The sequence below is a fragment of the Acinetobacter lactucae genome (genome assembly GCF_001605885.1).
Classification (GTDB): domain Bacteria; phylum Pseudomonadota; class Gammaproteobacteria; order Pseudomonadales; family Moraxellaceae; genus Acinetobacter; species Acinetobacter lactucae.
Genome location: NZ_LRPE01000039.1, coordinates 90,532 through 110,296, shown reverse-complemented (window position 1 = coordinate 110,296; position 19,765 = coordinate 90,532). Strand labels below are relative to the sequence as shown.

19 protein-coding genes and 1 pseudogene are annotated in these 19,765 nt (G+C 38.1%); 9 read left to right on the top strand and 11 right to left on the bottom strand.

Features of this window, described 5'->3' with window-relative positions; genetic code table 11:
- Window positions 1-5 precede the first annotated feature (5 nt).
- From astA to astE, 4 genes are read left to right on the top strand one after another with little or no spacing between them, the layout of a single operon-like run.
- Window positions 6-1,037, top strand: coding sequence for an arginine N-succinyltransferase (gene astA / locus AWW73_RS16505; protein ID WP_016143610.1), 1,032 nt, complete (start codon window positions 6-8; stop codon window positions 1,035-1,037).
- Window positions 1,037-2,506, top strand: coding sequence for a succinylglutamate-semialdehyde dehydrogenase (gene astD / locus AWW73_RS16500; protein WP_062850191.1), 1,470 nt, complete (start codon window positions 1,037-1,039; stop codon window positions 2,504-2,506). The genes astA and astD overlap by 1 nt, the downstream gene beginning before the upstream one ends.
- A gap of 18 nt (window positions 2,507-2,524) precedes the next feature.
- Window positions 2,525-3,868, top strand: a complete 1,344-nt coding sequence (astB, locus tag AWW73_RS16495; protein WP_016143608.1) for an N-succinylarginine dihydrolase — start codon at window positions 2,525-2,527, stop codon at window positions 3,866-3,868.
- A 12-nt stretch (window positions 3,869-3,880) separates the two neighbouring features.
- A complete protein-coding gene (gene astE / locus AWW73_RS16490) occupies window positions 3,881-4,855 on the top strand; it encodes a succinylglutamate desuccinylase (protein WP_062850190.1) in 975 nt (324 codons plus the stop codon).
- A 63-nt stretch (window positions 4,856-4,918) separates the two neighbouring features.
- Here astE and AWW73_RS16485 read toward each other — a convergent pair whose 3' ends face one another.
- Entirely contained in the window at window positions 4,919-5,719 is an 801-nt protein-coding gene (locus AWW73_RS16485; protein WP_062850189.1) for a hypothetical protein, read from the bottom strand.
- Between the two features lie 593 nt (window positions 5,720-6,312).
- Between AWW73_RS16485 and AWW73_RS16480 the strand changes: the two genes are divergently transcribed.
- Both AWW73_RS16480 and AWW73_RS16475 read left to right on the top strand, forming a co-directional pair.
- The gene (locus AWW73_RS16480) at window positions 6,313-6,621 is read left to right on the top strand and encodes a hypothetical protein (RefSeq protein WP_081409689.1); all 309 of its coding nucleotides are present in this window, start codon (window positions 6,313-6,315) and stop codon (window positions 6,619-6,621) included.
- 74 nt (window positions 6,622-6,695) lie between these two features.
- Window positions 6,696-8,042, top strand: a complete 1,347-nt coding sequence (locus AWW73_RS16475) for a S8 family peptidase (protein ID WP_016143604.1) — start codon at window positions 6,696-6,698, stop codon at window positions 8,040-8,042.
- A 101-nt stretch (window positions 8,043-8,143) separates the two neighbouring features.
- Here AWW73_RS16475 and AWW73_RS16470 read toward each other — a convergent pair whose 3' ends face one another.
- From AWW73_RS16470 to AWW73_RS16460, 3 genes are all read right to left on the bottom strand, one after another.
- Window positions 8,144-8,581: a hypothetical protein gene (locus AWW73_RS16470; protein ID WP_057106043.1), complete on the bottom strand. Its 438-nt coding sequence runs from the start codon at window positions 8,579-8,581 to the stop codon at window positions 8,144-8,146.
- A 95-nt stretch (window positions 8,582-8,676) separates the two neighbouring features.
- The gene (locus tag AWW73_RS16465; RefSeq protein WP_057106044.1) at window positions 8,677-9,096 is read right to left on the bottom strand and encodes a hypothetical protein; all 420 of its coding nucleotides are present in this window, start codon (window positions 9,094-9,096) and stop codon (window positions 8,677-8,679) included.
- A 147-nt stretch (window positions 9,097-9,243) separates the two neighbouring features.
- Entirely contained in the window at window positions 9,244-10,110 is an 867-nt protein-coding gene (locus tag AWW73_RS16460; RefSeq protein WP_062850187.1) for a LysR family transcriptional regulator, read from the bottom strand.
- 108 nt (window positions 10,111-10,218) lie between these two features.
- Between AWW73_RS16460 and AWW73_RS16455 the strand changes: the two genes are divergently transcribed.
- Both AWW73_RS16455 and AWW73_RS16450 read left to right on the top strand, forming a co-directional pair.
- Window positions 10,219-11,121 carry a DMT family transporter gene (locus AWW73_RS16455; protein WP_062850186.1) on the top strand — a complete coding sequence of 301 codons (903 nt, stop codon included), beginning with the start codon at window positions 10,219-10,221 and terminating at the stop codon, window positions 11,119-11,121.
- A gap of 35 nt (window positions 11,122-11,156) precedes the next feature.
- On the top strand, window positions 11,157-11,441 hold the full coding sequence (locus AWW73_RS16450) for a YciI family protein (protein ID WP_062850185.1): 285 nt from the start codon (window positions 11,157-11,159) through the stop codon (window positions 11,439-11,441).
- 20 nt (window positions 11,442-11,461) lie between these two features.
- Here AWW73_RS16450 and AWW73_RS16445 read toward each other — a convergent pair whose 3' ends face one another.
- The 7 genes and pseudogenes from AWW73_RS16445 to AWW73_RS16420 all read right to left on the bottom strand — a co-directional run bounded on the left by AWW73_RS16445 (window position 11,462) and on the right by AWW73_RS16420 (window position 18,330).
- On the bottom strand, window positions 11,462-12,064 hold the full coding sequence (locus AWW73_RS16445) for a hypothetical protein (protein WP_062850184.1): 603 nt from the start codon (window positions 12,062-12,064) through the stop codon (window positions 11,462-11,464).
- Window positions 12,057-12,776 (bottom strand): adenylate/guanylate cyclase domain-containing protein, encoded by a 720-nt coding sequence (locus AWW73_RS16440; protein WP_062850183.1) that lies wholly within the window; start codon window positions 12,774-12,776, stop codon window positions 12,057-12,059. Before AWW73_RS16440 ends, AWW73_RS16445 begins: the two co-directional genes overlap by 8 nt.
- A 73-nt stretch (window positions 12,777-12,849) precedes the next feature.
- Window positions 12,850-12,975 (bottom strand): annotated as a pseudogene (locus AWW73_RS19325) (hypothetical protein); the annotation flags it as partial.
- A 53-nt stretch (window positions 12,976-13,028) separates the two neighbouring features.
- The gene (locus AWW73_RS16435) at window positions 13,029-13,502 is read right to left on the bottom strand and encodes a hypothetical protein (protein ID WP_001098608.1); all 474 of its coding nucleotides are present in this window, start codon (window positions 13,500-13,502) and stop codon (window positions 13,029-13,031) included.
- 85 nt (window positions 13,503-13,587) lie between these two features.
- Window positions 13,588-15,657, bottom strand: a complete 2,070-nt coding sequence (gene glyS / locus AWW73_RS16430) for a glycine--tRNA ligase subunit beta (protein ID WP_062850182.1) — start codon at window positions 15,655-15,657, stop codon at window positions 13,588-13,590.
- The gene (gene glyQ / locus AWW73_RS16425; protein ID WP_002044989.1) at window positions 15,657-16,634 is read right to left on the bottom strand and encodes a glycine--tRNA ligase subunit alpha; all 978 of its coding nucleotides are present in this window, start codon (window positions 16,632-16,634) and stop codon (window positions 15,657-15,659) included. The genes glyS and glyQ overlap by 1 nt, the downstream gene beginning before the upstream one ends.
- 70 nt (window positions 16,635-16,704) lie before the next feature.
- Window positions 16,705-18,330 carry an SIR2 family protein gene (locus tag AWW73_RS16420; protein WP_062850181.1) on the bottom strand — a complete coding sequence of 542 codons (1,626 nt, stop codon included), beginning with the start codon at window positions 18,328-18,330 and terminating at the stop codon, window positions 16,705-16,707.
- Window positions 18,331-18,501: 171 nt separating this feature from the next.
- On the opposite strand from AWW73_RS16420, the gene AWW73_RS16415 reads away from it, so the two are divergent.
- Window positions 18,502-19,764: a putative DNA modification/repair radical SAM protein gene (locus AWW73_RS16415; RefSeq protein ID WP_031949455.1), complete on the top strand. Its 1,263-nt coding sequence runs from the start codon at window positions 18,502-18,504 to the stop codon at window positions 19,762-19,764.
- Window position 19,765: the final 1 nt, after the last annotated feature.

The window sequence follows — 19,765 nt, the reverse complement described above, 5'->3', positions numbered from 1 at the left end:
TAGCCATGATGATCGTCCGTCATGCCGAGTTTCGAGACCTTGAAGATATTTATAAATTAGCAGGTAAGTCGGGTGTAGGCCTGACTTCCTTGCCACAAAATATGGATACACTTTCGGCTCGAATTTCACGTACTCGCAATACTTTAAATGGCAATGTCCATAAAAGTGAACAAGGTTATCTGTTTGTTCTTGAAGATACAGAAGCTCAACGTGTTATTGGGTTAAGTGCAATTGAAGTTGCTGTAGGACTCATTGAACCTTGGTACAACTTTCATGTTGGTACTCAAGTACACGCTTCAAAAGCATTAAATGTTTATAAGTCACTACCTACTTTATTTTTAAGTAATGACAGAACAGGTAGTAGCGAACTCTGTACATTATTTTTAGATCCAGAGCGTCGTGAAAATCAAAACGGTAAATTCTTATCGAAAATCCGTTTTATGTTTATTGCTGCCTTTAAGCAATATTTTGAGAAAAAATTAATTGCTGAAATGCGTGGTTTCTCAGACGAAAATGGATGTTCTCCATTTTGGGATGCGATTGGTCACCATTTCTTTAATATGGATTTCTCAACAGCAGACTATTTGAGTGGAATTGGGCAAAAAGTATTTATTGCAGAGCTTATGCCACGTTTTCCAGTCTATGTAGATCTCTTGCCAAAAGACGCGCAAGAGGTGATTGGAAAAATGCATCCACAAACTTTGCCTGCTTATCATGTGCTTGAGTCGGAAGGCTTACGCTATCAAGGATATGTCGATATTTTTGATGCGGGTCCAACCATTGAAGCCAATATTGATGAATTGAGAGCAGTAAAAGAAAGTCAGTTACTAAACGTCAAAATTACAAGTGAAGCTGCGGTCGGTAAGACCCAATATCTCGTTGCCAATGATAATTATCATGACTACAAGGCAATGTTGTTAAAGCTTGATCTTGTTGATAACACAATAAATTTAACACATGAGCAAGCTGAAAAACTCGGTGTACAAGAAGGTCACGTTGTTCGTGTGCTATCACTAAATCCAATGGAAGTATCCTGATGTCAAACTCTTTATTTATAAACGGTGTCTGGTTACAAGGCAGCGGCGCAACATTTGAAAAAACAAATCCGGTTGATAACCAAACTGTATGGTCAGGTGCTGAAGCAACTGCTGCTGATGTAGAGCAAGCTTGTCAGGCAGCGCGTACTGCATTTCCAGCATGGGCGCGTTTACCACTTGCAGAGCGTGTGGCGATTGTTGAAAAATTCGCGGCTTTGCTTGAAGAAAATAAAAAGCGTTTAGCAGAAGTCATTAGCCAAGAAACCAGTAAACCATTTTGGGAAACATTAACTGAAGTTCAATCAATGATTGGTAAAGTTGCGATTTCAATTCGTGCTTACCACCAGCGTACAGGCGAAAGCTCAACTGAAATGGCCGATGGTGTAGCATCTTTACGTCATCGTCCGCATGGTGTACTTGCAGTTTTCGGTCCATATAACTTCCCGGGCCATCTACCAAATGGGCATATTGTTCCTGCATTGCTTGCTGGCAACACAGTTGTTTTTAAACCAAGTGAATTAACGCCTTGGACTGCTGAAGAAACTGTAAAACTTTGGCAACAAGCTGGTCTGCCAAATGGTGTGATGAATTTGGTGCAAGGTGGACGCACCACAGGTGAAGCCTTGGCTGCCTCACATGAAATTGATGGTTTATTGTTTACCGGAAGTGCGAACACAGGTTATCACCTACACAAACAAATGGCGGGTGCACCTGAAAAAATTCTTGCGCTTGAAATGGGTGGCAATAATGCATTGATTATTGATGAAATTATCGATGTTGATGCTGTAGTGAATCTTACGATTCAATCTGCTTTTGTTTCGGCAGGTCAGCGTTGTACATGTGCGCGCCGCATCTTGGTAAAAAATGGTGCTGAAGGTGATGCATTTATTCAACGTTTTGTTGAAGTTGCTAAAAACCTAAAAGTTGGTAGTTGGAACGATGAGCAACAACCATTTATGGGTGGGGTAATCTCGTCAGTTGCCGCAACAAACATGATGAATGCTCAACAAAAGTTACTTGAGCTTGGTGCAAAAAGTTTATTAGCAATGACGCGTCCACAACAAGAGAGCTCATTACTTACCCCGGGTATTGTTGATGTAACAGGCGTGAAAGATATTCCGGATGAAGAATATTTTGGTCCGCTTACCACAATTCAGCGTTATGACAACTTTGAAGAAGCATTAAAAATTGCGAATGCCACTCGTTTTGGTTTGTCGGTTGGTTTGGTTTCTCCAAAGCGTGAACTGTTTGATGACTTACTCATTGAAGCGCGTGCAGGTATTGTGAATTGGAATAAGCCATTAACTGGTGCTTCAAGTGCTGCACCATTTGGTGGTGTCGGAGCATCTGGTAATCACCGCGCGAGTGCTTTTTACGCTGCTGACTATTGTGCTTGGCCGATGGCATCACTTGAAAGTGACAGCTTAACCTTACCAGAAAAATTATCTCCAGGGATTGTGTTGCCTTAAACACTAAGGAAAGAAAAAATGAAAGGATATGAAGTAAATTTCGATGGTTTAGTGGGGCCAACGCATCACTACGCGGGTTTATCGTTTGGTAATGAAGCATCGACGAAAAACCGTAATAATACCTCGAACCCCAAATTAGCAGCTAAACAAGGTTTGCTAAAGATGAAAGCTTTGGCTGACATGGGGATGAAACAAGGTGTACTTGTTCCGCATGAGCGTCCACATGTTCCAATGTTACGTCGTTTAGGTTTTACGGGAGATGACATTAGTGTTATTGCTCAAGCAATGCGTCATTCACCAGAATTATTATCATCTTTAAGTTCAGCTTCTCCAATGTGGACTGCCAATGCAGCTACTGTTTCACCTTCGGCAGATAGTCAAGATGAGCGCGTGCATTTTACAGCAGCGAACCTGAACAATAAGTTTCATCGTTCAATTGAAGCTGAAACTACAAGCCAAGTTTTACAAGCCATCTTTAAAAATGAACGCCACTTTGTACACCATGAAGCATTGCCACAAGTGGCTTTGTTTGGTGATGAAGGTGCAGCAAATCATAATCGTTTAGGTGGTGATTATGCTAAGCGCGGTGTTCAGGTGTTTGTTTATGGTCAACAACATTTAAATAATGGCCTACCGGGACCAAAACGTTATCCGGCTCGTCAGACGCGCGAGGCGAGTGAAGCAATTGCACGTTTGCACCGTTTAGATGATGCACATACCGTTTTTGTTCAGCAAAATCCTGATGTGATTGATCAGGGAGTTTTCCATAACGATGTGATCGCAGTAAGTAACCAACAGGTTTTATTCCATCATCAACATGCCTTTTTAAATCAAGATCAGGCTTTTGCTGAAATTCGTCAAAAAATGGCAAGCATCGGTGAAGACTTTATTTCAATTGAAGTCCCTGAAAACCGTGTTACCGTTGATGATGCCGTAGCAACCTATTTATTTAATAGCCAAATTTTGACTCGTCCAGATGGTGGAATGACCATTGTTGTACCAGAAGAGTCTCGTCAAAATGCAGCAGTGTGGGGCTATTTGAATGACATGATTCAGATGGGCACACCAATTGATGCTATTCAGGTATATGACTTACGTGAAAGTATGCGTAATGGTGGTGGTCCGGCTTGCTTACGTTTACGTGTAGCTTTAAACGAAACTGAGTTAAACGCTGTAAATCCAAAAGTACTAATGAATGATCAATTGTTTAGCACGCTCAATCAATGGGTAGATAAACATTATCGTGATCGTTTAGCACAAGAAGATTTGGCTGATCCGCATTTGTTAATGGAAAGTCGTATGGCACTTGACGAGCTAACCAAAATTTTAGGTTTGGGTTCGGTTTATCCTTTCCAAAAATAATGAGGAGGTGACATGCAAGATTTTCTAGCATTAACCTTACAAGGTGAGCAGCCTACAACCCGCGAAGGAAAACAAGATAATTTTTCTTGGCGTTGGCTGGGTGAGGGACTTCTTGAATGTACGCCAAACACACAGTACGACAAAGCCGTCGTACTGTCAGCTGGAGTACATGGTAATGAAACAGCACCAATTGAATTATTATCTCATCTTTGCACAGATTTATTCGCAGGACGTTTAAAGCTTGCTGTGAGGTTGCTGCTTGTATTGGGGAACCCTTATGCAATGCGTCAAGGCAAACGCTATGTGCATGACGATGTAAACCGCATGTTCTGTGGTGGGTATAAAAATCTGACTGTGACTGAAGAATCTAAGCGCGCTGAAGTTTTAGAGCAGACAGTTGCCACTTTCTTTCAGGAAAGTTCGAGTCAGGCAAAACGTTATCACTATGATTTGCACACCGCAATTCGTGCCTCTTTATTGCCTACTTTCGCTTTATTTCCATATCAAACGCATGGCTATGATGCAGATTTAAAAGCAAGTCTGGAAGCAGCTGATTTAGATGCTTTGGTTTATCACAATGCGGTAGGTAAAACGTTTACACATTTTACGAGTGAAAATTTTAAGGCTGCGAGTGCAACTTTAGAGTTAGGCAAAGCCTTACCATTTGGACAAAATGACCTGAGCCAGTTTGCAGCAATTGATGAAGTTATTCGACATGTGGTTTCTGATCAAGACTTGCCACCACGTAATAAAACAAAAATTCGGGTCTTTAAAGTAACTGATTCTTTAATTAAAAAAGATGAAGATTTTCAGATGAATTTATCGGCTGAGGCTCCAAATTTTTCGACTTTTACTAAAGGGGAAATCATTGCGACTCAACCTTCTGGTAATTATGTGGTTGAGCAAGATCAGGTCTGGATTTTATTTCCAAATCCAAATGTGAAAACTGGTTTGCGTGCGGGTTTAGTTTTAACTGAAATGAGTTGAATGCTTGATTTTTGAGAAATAAAAAAGGGCAATGAATTGCCCTTTTTTTATTTATGTGATTTATTAGTTAGTACCGAAAAGACCTTTAACCCAAGATTTCTTTTCAGCTTTTTGTGTAGACGCTTGAGCACCAGCATTTACATTTGCGTTTGTGTTAACTCCAACAGGGCCAACGTTAACACCCACATTTACACCAGTTTGAGCGTTAATTGCATGTGCTGGTTGAGCTGCATTTAACTTTGCTTGAGCATCAGCTTTAGTGTCAGCTACAAATTCTTTTTGCTCAGCTTGGTTTTGAGCTACACGAGTTTTTACTGCATCTACATGCGCTTGAGCATTAGCTTGTTTTTCAGCAGTAAATTCTTTTTGGTCAGCTTGTTTTTCTGCAACTTTAGCTTTTACAGCATCAACACTTGCTTTTGTATCAGCTTTTGCTTCAACTGCTAGATTTTTAGTACCGTTTACAGCTTTAGTCGCTACATTTTTAGTTCCTGTTACTGCTTCGGTAGCAAAATGTTTAGTACCAGTTGCAGCTTTAGTTGCTACATTTTTAGTACCTGTCGCAGCTTCGCTAGCAAAATGCTTAGTGCCATTTGCAGCTTTAGAAGAAAGTTCAGTCACTTTTCCTGTTGTTTTTTTAGTTGCTTTAACCGTAGTGTCAGCAGCTACATGACCAGCATGCTTAGCTGTGCTACCTACAGTGTGTGCAGTATTTTTGACTGTATTGGCTACGCCACTAACAAGACCACCCGGTTGTACATTTACTTGAGCAGAAGCACCTGCATTAACGCCTGCACTTTGTGCAAAAATAGAGGCAGAAGCAAGAACACTTGCAGTAACGATAGCTGTTTTCATCATTTTCATTGCGATATCCTTCAAAGAATATACCTTTTTAGTGAGGTATTTCATAAACGCAAACGAATCATAGCCAAGGTGATATAGGCTTGGGAACTCACTTCATCAAAATGTTACAACAGTGTTACGCTTAGTAAACAGACTAGGGATAAATTGTGAAGATTAATAAAAATTAATAATAAAGTGAAAAAGAATGTTTATTTGTTAGTTATGCTAATTAAACTGGTCTAATTTTGTCTTTTCTTTTTTTAACAGCAAATTTTAACTTTTCTGAAAATTACTCTTCTTTATCATCCTGTACCTATATCTCTAATTATGATTTGAGTCTCATTATTTGTTAGTGGAAACGGCATAGTTATTGCTTATTATGAGAATAAAGCGCTTTTTAGCACTTTTTTGAACCATATTCTGCCAGAAATATAAATGCACAGGGCAGAACTATATTTTTGCTTATTCGGGAAAAGGTACTTTAGCTTTTCTAATGTTTATATTTTATGAAATAGAAATTTCACATGAAATGTATCTAAAGAAATAGCACTTTATTTCGAATAATCAAAAATAAAAATAGATGTCTATAAACAAAAAAACAGAGATCTTAAATGATGAAAATTATTGCTTCCCTTGTCGTATTACTCGGCTTAGTCGCCGTTGTTCTCTATTTTAAGCCATCAAGCGGTGCATCTGATGTGTTCAATTCTGCCTTACCCAAGCCGAATTCATCACAATCAGACACTTCATCTTTACATTCTAAACTTAAGGAGCCTACTCAACTTAAAAACGTACCTTTAAATTCAACACAACCTAAACCAGTATCTGCAGATACTGTTCCTTTTTATGACACAAAAAGTGATCTTTCTATTCAACCGATTGATCCAGAAAAAGATCCTGCTAATGAAATTAAAACACTTTAAATAATCTAGTCTTCTTTATCCAAGAAATACTAGACGTTCAAATGTTCTTTACCAGAGAACTGCGGAGAAAAATAATGCAAAGTAAAACGTTATTACTATTAGGTCTATCTACAATATTAAGTACAACAGCTTTCGCTCTTCCTTTGGATTCTAAGGGAGCCAAACAGCAGTTAAATCAGGCAGCAAAACAAAAAGTGCTTCAGGGTAAAATCGATTTAGATGCCTTGGTCACCAATGAATCTAATGATTTAATTGTTGAATATAATATTCCTTCGGTGAGTGTGCCTTCCGGTTTAGAACGGCGAAGTTATATTGCAACGAATAAAAAGAATATACAGGCAAGATTTAACCGGGCTGGCGGCATCCAAGTGCTTCGAGACTATAATAATCTGCCTTTAGCTTTTTATCGGATTAGTAATCGCGAAGCTTTAGTCTCTTTATTAAATGATCCGAATGTTAAAGCGGTTTATCCAAATCGTATTAACCGTACTACAACCAATGAAAGTTTACCTTTAATTAATCAACCACAAGCAAACACCAATGGTTTCACGGGTGAGGGCTCTAGTGTGGCAGTGATTGATACAGGCGTAAATTATCTTCACTCTGACTTTGGGTGTACGGCAGTAAATACACCATCAAACACATGTCGGGTTGCTTATTCATTTGATAGTGCACCAGATGACAGCACTTTAGATGATGATGGTCATGGTAGTAATGTTTCAGGGATTGTCTCTAAAGTTGCATCTAAGACTAAAATTATAGGCATTGATGTTTTTAGAAAGGTCAGATCCCAAGGTAAATGGGTTAGTACTGCCTATGATAGTGATATTCTTGCGGGGATTAACTGGGCTGTAAATAATGCCCAAACTTATAACATCAAAGCGGTGAATTTAAGCCTTGGCGTACCGGGCGTTAAATACACTTCAGAGTGTAGTAATAGCAGTTATGCAACCGCATTTGCTAATGCGAGAGCTGCAGGCGTGGTCCCGGTGGTAGCTTCAGGTAATGATGCATTTTCAGATGGAATTTCATCTCCTGCTTGTGTTGCTGGCGCAGTAAGAGTGGGAGCTGTCTATGACAGTAACCTAGGTGGTTTATCATGGAGTAATTGTACGGATACAACTACAGCAGCCGACAAGGTAACCTGCTTTAGTAATGGAGGTAAGCTGGTGACTTTATTAGCGCCAGGTGCATTGATTACCGCAGGGGGCTATACCATGGGCGGTACATCTCAAGCGGCACCACATGTGGCAGGTACGTTTGCTTTATTACGAGCGAATAGTGTGAGTCCAGCAGAAACTATTGATCAAACCATTAGCCGTTTAAAAACGACAGGTAAGCCAGTTACTGATTCAAGAACAGGCTTGGTTTTCCCTCGTATTGATTTGTTAGCGGCAACAAATGGTTTAACTATTAACTAAATCGCTTATTTATAATTTTTAAAATAAGGTCCAAGAAATTTTAAATAGCTATAACCCGTTGCAAAAGGTAACTTCTGCAACGGGCTTTTTATGAAAAAGTATTAATTACACTTCTCTAAATTCGCGGGATTAAAGTTGTTTTGAAGCTTTTTAAAATTATTCTGAATTTCTGGATCGTGAATATTAAAAGTGGTTGAGCTTTTGGTTGTAGAGTTTGTTGCTTGATTTAATATACCTGACTCATCAGGGTATTGTTGGGTGAAAGATGTAGCTGAAATTAGTCCTTTATCATTAAATACCCAGTGTTCAGTCACATGTCCACCTCCTAAGTATCCTGTAAATTCAATCATACAAGCTTGTTTATCTTGTTTAATGAGTTTGGCTACATTACCTGTGGTGGATGGATAAGCCTCAATATTCGTATCTTGTTCTAAAACTTGCGCTTGAGAATAAGAGGAAGAAGAAGGAGGTGCAGAGGTCGCACATGCAGTTAATGCTAAACAGCATAATGTTGAAAAGAGGAGTTTTTGACTATTCATAGGGCAAATTCCTAGCTTTCTTATAGTTAATGACATTATTTCTAGATGAATATCTGTGTTTATAAGCGCGCGAATTTATCGCGCTATCCAAAAAATTAGTTAGCTGTTGTGCTCGACTTACTTAATTCACCTTGCTCGATCGGAATATTTTCACCATTTCGGCTACTGGTCATATTTTGTTTGGCTTGCTCTATTTTCTGTTCAGTAAATACTTTGGCTGTATCTGCTTTTTGTTGAACGACTTCTGCTTTTTCAGCAGTAAATTCTTTGGTGTCTTGCCATTTCTCACTAATTTTATTCGATGTTTTTTCAGAAGCACCTTGAATAGAGTTTCCTAAATTTTGTATGCCTTTGCCTGTTTTATACAACAGTACGCGCCCTAAGCTAGGATTGTCACCATAAGGTTGTGTTTTGGGTGTCGTTTCAACAACTTGTTGTGGCTGTGTTGTTTCTGCAAATAAGGTTGATGAAGCCAATATAGAACTTGCAACGCATAACACTTGTAAGGTTTTCATATGGATCAATCTCCCCAACCAGAATCAAAAGATGAAGTGGTGATCTTACTGTTAAAAATAAAGCTTGTACTGCAATGAGATAAAACCCATACGATTTGATTACGATAAATCATCATTTAATAGTAGTAAAACAATGAGACCAATGACTCACAAACAAAATTCAGACTTAATTAATTCTATAAACATATCTCGAGCTTTATGGTTACTCACATTTTTGTGCCAGAAAAAGTGATTTTGCATAAAGGAAAGATATTCAAACTTATAACTTTGAATATGGGCTAAATTCTTATATTGCTCATAAATACTCTTAGGTACTAAGGCCACCCCTGAGCCTGCACTCACACAGCCAATAATCGTGGCATAGCTGGTAATGCTAGTGATGGGAAGAGAGATATTTTTCAGTTTAAGCCATTCTTCGAGGGCTGCACGGTAAGGGCAGCCTTCAGTCCACATAAAGATTTCTTTGCCTATGAGGTCTTCTTGGCAATTAATTTCTCCCAAAGAGTGAGATGCAATTAAGACCATGTCTTCTTGGTAAATGCTGAGTTTATTAAGCATTGGAAAATCAATATTACCCGCGACAATCGCACCATCGAGTTTATGCTGAGAAATATCGACTAATAGCTGTTTCCATGTACCTGTAATAATTTGAATGGAAACCTCTGGATAGCGCCGATGATATTTCGCAAGTAAGCTAGGCAGACGAGTTGTGGCAGACGATTCAATCGCTCCAATTTTGAGTGGGCCAGAGGGTGGTGCATCAGGGTGAATACTACGTTTTGCCTCATCACATAACGCTAAAATTTTATGGCAATAATTTAGGAAAATTTCTCCTGATGGAGTGAGGTTTAAACTTTTTCCTTCTCGATAAAACAAAGGTGCTCCAAGCTCTTCTTCGAGTTGTTTAATCCGTGTCGTAATGTTGGATGGTACACAATGCAGTTGCATTGATGCCTTTGCCATTGTTCCGCATTCAACCACGGTTTGGAACATCTTTAACTGAGCGATATCCATGTTTTATCATTCACTTTTAATGAATATTAAACTCAATATAAGTTAATTTTATTCAACTATCCATGCGCATATGATGAAAGAGTTCCATTTCATTAGTGCAGATTTAACATGGCAATTTCTCTTGCTGCCGAAACCCAGCCTCCCGCATTTAAGCTCTATTTATGTATTGCTGTGACTGTCTTTTGTTGGGGCTATTCACCTATTGGCGTACATAGTGCCTTGCATTCATATACACCGCAGCACATTGCCTTGCTCCGCTTTTTGATCGCATCATTTTTTTTACTGCTTTTGGTCATGAAAAAAGGCATTCAGCCTTTAAAGTGGAAAGATGCTCCTGCACTTGCTGTATTAGGTTTTTTCTCTGTAACTCTGCATCATTTGCTGATAAATACAGGGCAGCAATATGTGACTGCGGTTGCCTCCAGCATTTTAAGTCAATCTATTCCGTTATTTACATTTATTATTTCAGCTTTGCTTTTTAAGGAACAAATCAGTTTCAAACAATGGTTATGTATTTTGTTGGGACTGGGCGGCGCCGTGTTGGTGGTCAGTGGAGATCATGGTTTTGGTGTACCTAGTCCTTATAGTTTATTGATTGTTTTAGCTGCAATTGCATGGGGTCTCTACTTTAATTTATATAAGAAATTTGCTTTAAATTATGATGCCTTGAGCATGATGTGCTACATCATTTGGTTCGGAACCATTCCTTTACTTTTTTATAGTGCTCATTTGCCTGATGAGATTTTACATGCCACTTGGCAAGCCAATATGTCGGTTGTCTTATTGGGTATTTTCCCAAGTGCGATGGCGTATGTACTTTGGGGCTATGTACTTAAAAATATGCCGTTAACGATTGCATCGAATTTTTTATATTGTTCGCCGATTGTCGCGATGAGTTTAGCCGTTGTTTTCTTAAATGAAAAACCATCAATGATGGTGCTGTTAGGTGGAGTGATTATTGTGGGGAGCTTGGTATGGATGAATTGGGGGAATAGGCGTACTATCGAATAAGCTATGTCATGCGCTACTTGTTTTAAGAGAATGAAATGATTGTTGTTACCTTGACCTATAAAAAACCATTAGCCGAAGTTAATGCTGTACTCAAAGAGCATATTGCATTTTTAGATCACTACTATGAGCAAAAGAAGTTTCTAGCATCGGGACGTCGAGAAAATAGAGTAGGTGGGGTAATTTTAGTTTTAAGCTCTTCGATTCAAGAAGCTGAAGCAATCATGAAAAATGACCCATTTTATATTCATGATGTGGCTGATTATGATTTTATGTGGTTTGAGCCGTCGAAAAGTTTAGAAGAAATTAATTCTTTTATATAAGAGAATTAATTTCTAATTTTTTAATGGATTGATTTTGAATTCTGAGGCATAGTCTTTTTGGGTTCAACTTCAACTTTTTTGATATTTGGTGCAAAAAGGAAAGATATTGAGCCAGTAACAATTAGACACGCGATTAAACTTACAGCAAACTTAAGTCTATATAACTTTAAATCACGAATATAAATTAGTTTAAGATGTTCAAATACTAATTCTTTAGTAAAAGGAAAGTTAGAATCATCTAATTCATTAGAGTAATCTAAAACTGTTTGATTGGCACGAATGTCAGTACGAAAAAAACCATTAATCAAATTAAATCTAAAAGTTCCACCCCCATAATAGGTACCTTTCTGAGCATAGCCGTCATTTATATGTTTACTTGGATTATCAATTGCTGAAAGAGCTGCTAATAAGATTAAAACAGCAATAAGCCAAATTGCAAAGATAAGCCAAGCCAACCCTTGTTGCCACCATAGACCATTAGAGTTTAAAAATTCATAAATTGTTCTAATCTGCGGGAAAGGAACAATACAACCTGCTAATAATGCTCCGATTTTAAAATCAATAGCACGAATATTTTGTTGAGTATCTTGAATGGCAGATTGCAAAAATGTGGATTTATCCATTTTGTGAAACCCAATTATTCATATATGTACTGACTGCATTAGACTCATGATAATCTGTATAATTTATTTTTTGACATAATCCCCTGTTATGTTCATTTAAATTCTGATGGAATATATCAGATAATATAATTGTTTTTCTGTACCCCTTATTAGCATAACCGCAATATTGTGCTGTCTTTCCAATCAACTCACCAATCCATGTAACTTCATTGATACCACTTCCTTTATGTCCAGCTTTTATAATTAATGCTTGTCCATAGTGGAGGCCCATACCAACTGAAAGTTGAGTATATCCTTTCTTCTTTAATTTGATGTTTAAAGTTTGGATTAATGAGTTTGCTTCGTAGGCAGTTTGAAAGACTCTATCGATTTCTGATTTTGTTTCTGTATTAAAAACGCCCCAAACGCAATCACCTTCAATATAGATTTGTCTAATATTTGGATTTCCGTTAAAAAGAGCAACTAGTTCTGAAATATAAGCTCTATAAATTTTTGCTAATACTTTCTTTTGATGTTTAGTAGCTAATTCTTTTGAACCTCGTATATCTATGAATAAGGCAGAGCAGTTTATATGATAGCCATTGGTATAGGTTAAGTTATCAATACTAGGAATTTGATTACTTTCGATATAATTATTATCAGAAGCATCTAATATCTCATCAATTCTTTCACGACTTTTTTCAAAATCATATACTTTATAATTAGCTTGCATTCTATTTGCTCAAAAAATAAACCCCACTAATTTTATAGCGGGGTTTATTAAAAAGATCAAGTATTATAAATACTTAACTCTGAAATACGCTCACATCAGCCACAGCAGTAAACAAGTTACGTAATTGAACCAATAAACGTAAACGGTTTGCTTTCAGGTCAGCATCATCTGCCATTACCATTACGCCATCAAAGAAGGTATTGTTAAGTACGCAAAGCATTACAAGCTTAGAATCTTTAATTAAGCCATTTTCTAAAGCTCTGGCAAAAAGAAGAACAGCACAATAGCTCCAAAAATTCCGCTTAAGATCAACCAGTCTTTTTTACGCATATCTGCAAGGCGAATCACCGAAAGATAAACACTGCTGAAAAAAACCAAAACAAAAACCAGCAAAACTAGCGGATTATTGAAGAAGAATTTGCTGATGCCAAATAGTACGAAAATAATGGTACTAGAAACCCAATACAGCAGAGCCAAAATAAATTTGTTCACTGATAAATTATGAACAGAACGATCTAAACGAGGCAAAGTTATAGCTAGCATAATCAGCCCTGCGAAACCGCCTAGAATAGAGATAATCATAAAGAACAGGCCGCTCATATCTGGTTTGGTCTTTATATGAGGATATAGCTTCCATAGACCATAACCGAATGCCATCAAAAGAGTGTGGCAAAGAACAAGGTAAGCATCTATACGGTAAAACTTTTTAATTGAAGTGGTATTCATTATGATAACTGCTGATTTATTCTTAATATTAAAAAACCCCACTAATTTATAGAGGGGTTCTCATTAATTTACAACCAATTAAGGCTTAGCCTTGCAACACGCTCACATCAGCCACAGCTGTAAACAAGTTACGTAACTGAGCCAATAAACGTAAACGGTTTGCTTTTAGGTCAGCATCATCTGCCATAACCATTACGCCATCAAAGAATGCATCAATCGGCGCGCGAAGTGCTGCAAGCTTAGAGAGTGCAGCAGTGTAGTCTTTTGCTGCAAGTAATGGTTCAACCACAGGTGTCACTGCTTGAAGTTCAGCAAATAATGCTTTTTCAGCATCTTCAACCAAGTTTGCTTCAACTACAGAACCTTCTGGTGCTGCTTCTTTTGCAAGAATATTAGCAACACGTTTGTTCGCAGCAGCAAGTGCAGCAGCTTCAGGTAATGTGCGGAAGTGGTTAACAGCATTTACGCGCTTGTCAAAATCAAGTGGAGATTTTGGTGCGAGTGCTTGAACTGCTTGAAGTACGTCAACAGCAACGCCTTGATCTTCGTACTTAGCACGGTAACGACCTTCCAAGAATGCAACAGCATCAGCAAGAGTTTTATCGTGGTCTTTAACGATATCGCCATAACCTTGAAGCGCAAGATTCACTAATTCTTCAATTGTTACGTCTAGCTCATTTTCAATGATTAAACGTAAAATACCAATTGCTGAACGACGCAGAGCAAACGGGTCTTTAGAACCTGTTGGTGCTTGTCCAATACCGAAAATACCAACTAGGGTATCTAAACGGTCAGCAAGGGCAATGGTTGTACCTGTTTTGGTTTTTGGTAAAACATCGCCAGCAAATTTTGGTAAATATTGCTCACCTAAAGCTTCTGAAACTTCAGTGTTTTCACCCTCAATACGTGCGTAGTAAGTACCCGCAATACCTTGAAGTTCCGGGAACTCACCTACAAGCTCAGAGGTTAAGTCACATTTAGCAAGTAATGCAGCTTTTTCAGCATCGGCTGGGTTTGCACCAGTGATTGCAGATAAAGCTACAGCAAGTTTTGCAATACGTGTTGATTTGTCCCAAAGCGTACCAAGCTGTGCTTGGAATACCATGTTTGCTAATTTTTCTTTACGAGATGCAAGCGGTTGCTTTTGATCTTGTAAGAAGAAGAATTCAGCATCAGACAAACGAGGACGAACAACTTTTTCGTTACCTTCAATAATTTGAGTCGGATCTTTAGACTCAATATTTGAAACAGTAATGAAGTAAGGCTGTAATTTACCTTCCGCATTGATCAAACAGAAATACTTCTGGTTGTCTTGCATCGTTGTAATGAGTGCTTCTTGAGGAACAGCTAAGTAGCGTTCTTCAAAAGTTGCACGTAAAGCTACAGGCCATTCAACCAGACTTGTTACTTCATCAAGTAAGTCAGCTGGAACAATCGCAGTTGCGTTAACTTCATCAGCTAACTTTTTCACTTGTTCTTGAATGGTTGCTTGACGCTTTTCAAAGTTCGCAACAACGTAAGCTTTTTCTAAAGCAGCTAAGTAGTCATTTGCATGCGCTAAAGTCACAGCTTCAGGTGCATGGAAACGGTGACCATAAGTCACATTACCAGCTTTGTGATCTTGAATAGTTGCGTCAATAATTTGGTCATCTTTAAGTAAGAGAACCCATTTCACCGGACGTACAAATTCGGTACGGCTTGCAGCAGAACGCATACGCTTAGCAATTGGTAAATTGTCTAATGCAGTTTGTAAAATCTGTGGAAGTAAAGCATCAAGACTTTGACCTTTCACATCTTTTAAATAGCAAACTTTTTCAACTTTACCTGCTTGGAATGTAGAAAGCTGATCAACAGTAATGCCTTGACCACGCATAAAGCCTTCGAGCGCTTTAGTCGGTTTGCCTTCTGCATCATAAGCCGCTTGAACGGCAGGGCCGTCAAAACGTTTTTGTGTATCAGCTTGAGCAGCATCGATATCTACAATTTTAAGCGCTAAACGACGTGGAGCTGCATAAGCTTCAATTGATGCGAAGTTTAAGCCCGCATCTTTTAAGCCTTTTACCGTTTCTGCTTCTAAAGCATCACGTAAAGTTTTTAAGCTTTTTGGTGGAAGTTCTTCACAGCCAAGTTCGAATAAAACAGTATGTTTGCTCATTAGTTTTTCTCCGCCTTTGCTGCTTCACTTTCAGCTTGTGCTTTTAACTGTGCCAATACTTCATCACGTAAGTGTGGTTCTGCCATTGGGAAGCCAAGCTCTGCGCGTGCTTGTACATAACTTTGTGCAATTGCACGCGCTAAAGTACGTACACGTAAAATGTAACGTTGACGCTCAGTCACAGAAATTGCGCCACGTGCATCTAGCAAGTTAAAGGTATGAGACGCTTTAACAACTTGCTCATACGCAGGAAGAGAAAGTTTTGCTTCAATTAAACGGTTTGCTTCTGATTCGTAAAAATCAAACAGTTCAAATAGTTTTTCAACTGGAGCGTATTCAAAGTTATAAGTCGATTGCTCAACTTCATTTTGATGGAATACATCACCGTAAGTTACAGTACCGAATTGGCCTTTCGTCCAAACAAGGTCATAAACCGAGTCAACACCTTGAAGGTACATTGCAAGACGTTCTAAACCGTAAGTGATTTCGCCTGTCACTGGGTAACACTCAACGCCACCGACTTGTTGGAAGTAAGTGAACTGAGTCACTTCCATACCATTAAGCCAAACTTCCCAACCTAAGCCCCAAGCACCTAATGTCGGAGATTCCCAGTTGTCTTCTACGAAGCGGATGTCGTGAGTAAGCGTATCAATCCCAATTGCTTTTAAAGAATCAAGATAGAGCTGTTGGATGTTGTCTGGGTTTGGCTTAAGTACCACTTGGAACTGATAGTAATGTTGCAAACGGTTCGGGTTTTCACCATAGCGGCCATCTTTGGGACGACGTGAAGGTTGAACGTATGCAGCATTCCAAGTCTCAGGCCCTAAAGCACGTAAGAATGTTGCGGTGTGGAATGTTCCAGCGCCCATTTCCATGTCGTAAGGTTGTAATACGACGCAGCCTTGTTCGGCCCAATAGTTTTGTAGGGCAAGAATTAAGCCCTGAAATGTATCAATGTGCGAGATGGCGCGACTCATGTAGCATCCACGAATTTATGAGAAAAATTGCCACTAAGTATAAGGATTTTGTGGGGGAGTGGCAAAGGCTTTAGCTATCCTTAGTTCTCATATTTTTTTTATTTGGTATATTATGAAATATAGTTTTGTACCATATACAGAAAATATCATTTTGGATGAGTGCGGGTATATATTCTTCTTGGAATATCAGAGGTTTATGTCTTTTTACTATTTCAAGTGTTTTAGGTTCGTTAAAATAGTTAATAAGCTTATCGAATTTTTCTAAAAGTATATAGCATTCTACAGAATACATTACATGTTCAGCATAATCGTTACTTGATCTAAAGTTTTGAATAGATTGATTTAAAAGCTCTTTTTTTCTTGGATTATCATTCTTGAGTAATTTAGCTAGTTCTAATTGATAAATTCCGCTGTAATGAAAATTTCCACCAAAAGATGGATCTTGCTTAATACCTTTCTGCGATATTTCTAAGGCTTTTTCATAGGCAAGGATTTTTTCATTAGTAGGTTTACTATCGAAAATTTTATTTAAAGGACAATATGCGCTTGCCCACCAGAAAAAGAATTCACCCGTTAAACTCTCTTTTAAAATTGGGAATAGTTCTTCACAAATAGAAACTAATCTTTCATTAGAATAATTTGGATCACCAGAAGAAGAATGGAACTCTTCATTACTAATATAATCTGTAACTATCTCAGCAATTTTAAATTTATTAATAGTAACATCACTTTTTAAAACAGTTATATAGTTTCTTACTTTAGATAATAGTTGATGTCCTTTCAGCTTTGATGTATTGAAATTAATTTCTTTAGTATAAAGCTCTAATTCAGTATAGGGCTGTTCAATAAAATCTAAACTACATTGTAAATTTTCAGCGATTTCCATAAATGTTTCATCTGCATCACATCTATAGATTACTTTTATTTCTTCATCTTTTTCTAAGAAATTGTGGCTGTCTTTTTGGATAACTTGATCACCATATTCTAGCCAATATAACCAATTATTATAGGGACGAAGTTCATTTAATGCATGCATTAGAGGATCATTTTCACCGCTATAACCAGCGACAACCCAAGTTTTATTACAACCTGTTGAACGTACAATTTGAGTTAAAGTTTCTTTATGTGCTTCAAGTTGGTCTGTAGTATTTCGCTGAACAAATCCAACATGTTGTCCATTTAAATAGACAATGCTTGGGTCATGTAAAAGCTCAGCATTTACTTTACCCATAGCCCCTAAATCATAAATGGCAGGAAATGGATACATACCAACCATGTAACAAGCATGGATTAAAAGAGGATCAAAATTTACAGTTAATATACGACTGAAATATCCCTGTTTTAATAATTCAGCAATTGCGATATGCGCAAAATTTAGCTTAGCTTTTTCAATATTTTTTTCATTATTTCCTTCAATAAACCACTTAAACAGCTCCTTGCGTTTAACGTTAGAAAGCTTAGTCATAATGTCATTGTATTGAAGTTTACTTAAGTCTTTTTGAGCAAATTTTTGCTCTTCTTGAGTAAAGTAGTTAGGAAAGTTCTCAATAGCAATTTTCATCAATTTTTGTGCAGGGGGAATTCCAGCAGATACAGAAATACCAGCACCTACCAATAAAATTGCACCGCCCTCATTCTTTGCATCTTCGAGCGAAGCAGCAAGATGCTTAAGGAGTTCTTCTTTGTTTTGTTCCATTGCTTATATTTTAAACTTTTGAATTTTTAGTGATTATATCTGATTTAATAAACAGTACTAGCTTGAGCAGAATTAAAACGTCACCTCATGACGCCGAGCGTACCTCACTGGATTAAATTTAAGAGAGCAAAATGATATTTTTTAAACGATGCCATAAATGAGTCGTTTGATATGTCTGATCGCATTCGGGAAAAACTACAGATTCTTGCTGATGCTGCTAAATATGATGTGTCTTGTTCATCAAGTGGCAGTGACCGTAAAAATAAAGATAAAGGTTTAGGAGATGCCAGCCATTCAGGAATTTGCCATAGCTATACCGAAGATGGCCGCTGTGTGTCTCTCTTAAAAATTCTATTTAGTAATGTTTGTATTTTTGACTGTGCCTACTGTGTTTCACGTCGTTCTAATGATGTCCAGCGTGCAGCATTTACGGTGCAAGAGGTGGTGGACTTAACTATTAATTTTTACCGCCGTAATTATATTGAGGGCTTATTTTTAAGCTCAGGCATTTTTAAATCGGCAGATCACACGATGGAGCGTATGCTTCAAGTCGTAAAGAAGTTGCGCCTTGAAGAAAATTTTAATGGTTATATTCACTTAAAAACCATTCCGGGAGCATCGCCTGAACTGATTCATGAGGCAGGTTTATATGCTGACCGGATGAGTATTAATTTAGAGATGCCGACCGAGGTAGGGCTAAAAACTTTTGCCCCAGAAAAATCACATCAGGAAGTGCAAAAAGATTTAGGTTTGGTCCGTGATAGGCTGATTCAGCTTAAAGATGAGCGACAAATTATTAAGCATGTGCCGAAATATGTACCAGCAGGGCAGACTACGCAAATGGTGGTTGGCGCCCATCAAGAGTCAGACCAAGATGTCTTATTTATGGCTGACAAACACTATAAAGAATTTAAACTCAAACGCGTCTATTTCTCTGGCTATATTCCAATTAATACCGAAAATAATTACTTGCCGGCAGTTGGTTCTGCACCGCCTTTGCTGCGTGAAAATCGTCTCTATCAAAGCGATTGGCTGATGCGTTTTTATGGCTTTCAGGTTGATGAAATCGTCAATGAAAAACACCCAAACTTAGACCTTGATGTTGACCCGAAATTAAGCTGGGCTTTAAGGCATCCCGAGCAGTTTCCAGTAGATTTAAACCGTGCCGATTATCAAATGATTTTGCGTGTACCGGGCATTGGAGTGAAATCGGCCAAAAAAATTGTACAGGCTCGCCGTTTTGGAAAAATCCATATCGATTTACTTAAAAAACTAGGCGTGGCCTATCAGCGTGCAAAATACTTTATTCGCTGTGAAGACAGTCCAAAATTCCAAAAAGAACTTTCTTCAAGCTTTATTCGGCAGCAGATTTTAACGCAGGGATCTTCGAAATATGTGCAGCAACTCTCGCCACAATTAAGCCTTGGGTTTTAGT

Bases quoted from the DNA above. Each gene is read 5' to 3' on its own strand.
- astA (WP_016143610.1), top strand. From the start codon at position 6: ATGATGATCGTCCGTCATGCCGAGTTTCGAGACCTTGAAGATATTTAT.
- astD (WP_062850191.1), top strand. From the start codon at position 1,037: ATGTCAAACTCTTTATTTATAAACGGTGTCTGGTTACAAGGCAGCGGC.
- astB (WP_016143608.1), top strand. From the start codon at position 2,525: ATGAAAGGATATGAAGTAAATTTCGATGGTTTAGTGGGGCCAACGCAT.
- astE (WP_062850190.1), top strand. From the start codon at position 3,881: ATGCAAGATTTTCTAGCATTAACCTTACAAGGTGAGCAGCCTACAACC.
- AWW73_RS16485 (WP_062850189.1), bottom strand. From the start codon at position 5,719: ATGAAAATGATGAAAACAGCTATCGTTACTGCAAGTGTTCTTGCTTCT.
- AWW73_RS16480 (WP_081409689.1), top strand. From the start codon at position 6,313: ATGAAAATTATTGCTTCCCTTGTCGTATTACTCGGCTTAGTCGCCGTT.
- AWW73_RS16475 (WP_016143604.1), top strand. From the start codon at position 6,696: ATGCAAAGTAAAACGTTATTACTATTAGGTCTATCTACAATATTAAGT.
- AWW73_RS16470 (WP_057106043.1), bottom strand. From the start codon at position 8,581: ATGAATAGTCAAAAACTCCTCTTTTCAACATTATGCTGTTTAGCATTA.
- AWW73_RS16465 (WP_057106044.1), bottom strand. From the start codon at position 9,096: ATGAAAACCTTACAAGTGTTATGCGTTGCAAGTTCTATATTGGCTTCA.
- AWW73_RS16460 (WP_062850187.1), bottom strand. From the start codon at position 10,110: ATGGATATCGCTCAGTTAAAGATGTTCCAAACCGTGGTTGAATGCGGA.
- AWW73_RS16455 (WP_062850186.1), top strand. From the start codon at position 10,219: ATGGCAATTTCTCTTGCTGCCGAAACCCAGCCTCCCGCATTTAAGCTC.
- AWW73_RS16450 (WP_062850185.1), top strand. From the start codon at position 11,157: ATGATTGTTGTTACCTTGACCTATAAAAAACCATTAGCCGAAGTTAAT.
- AWW73_RS16445 (WP_062850184.1), bottom strand. From the start codon at position 12,064: ATGGATAAATCCACATTTTTGCAATCTGCCATTCAAGATACTCAACAA.
- AWW73_RS16440 (WP_062850183.1), bottom strand. From the start codon at position 12,776: ATGCAAGCTAATTATAAAGTATATGATTTTGAAAAAAGTCGTGAAAGA.
- AWW73_RS16435 (WP_001098608.1), bottom strand. From the start codon at position 13,502: ATGAATACCACTTCAATTAAAAAGTTTTACCGTATAGATGCTTACCTT.
- glyS (WP_062850182.1), bottom strand. From the start codon at position 15,657: ATGAGCAAACATACTGTTTTATTCGAACTTGGCTGTGAAGAACTTCCA.
- glyQ (WP_002044989.1), bottom strand. From the start codon at position 16,634: ATGAGTCGCGCCATCTCGCACATTGATACATTTCAGGGCTTAATTCTT.
- AWW73_RS16420 (WP_062850181.1), bottom strand. From the start codon at position 18,330: ATGGAACAAAACAAAGAAGAACTCCTTAAGCATCTTGCTGCTTCGCTC.
- AWW73_RS16415 (WP_031949455.1), top strand. From the start codon at position 18,502: ATGTCTGATCGCATTCGGGAAAAACTACAGATTCTTGCTGATGCTGCT.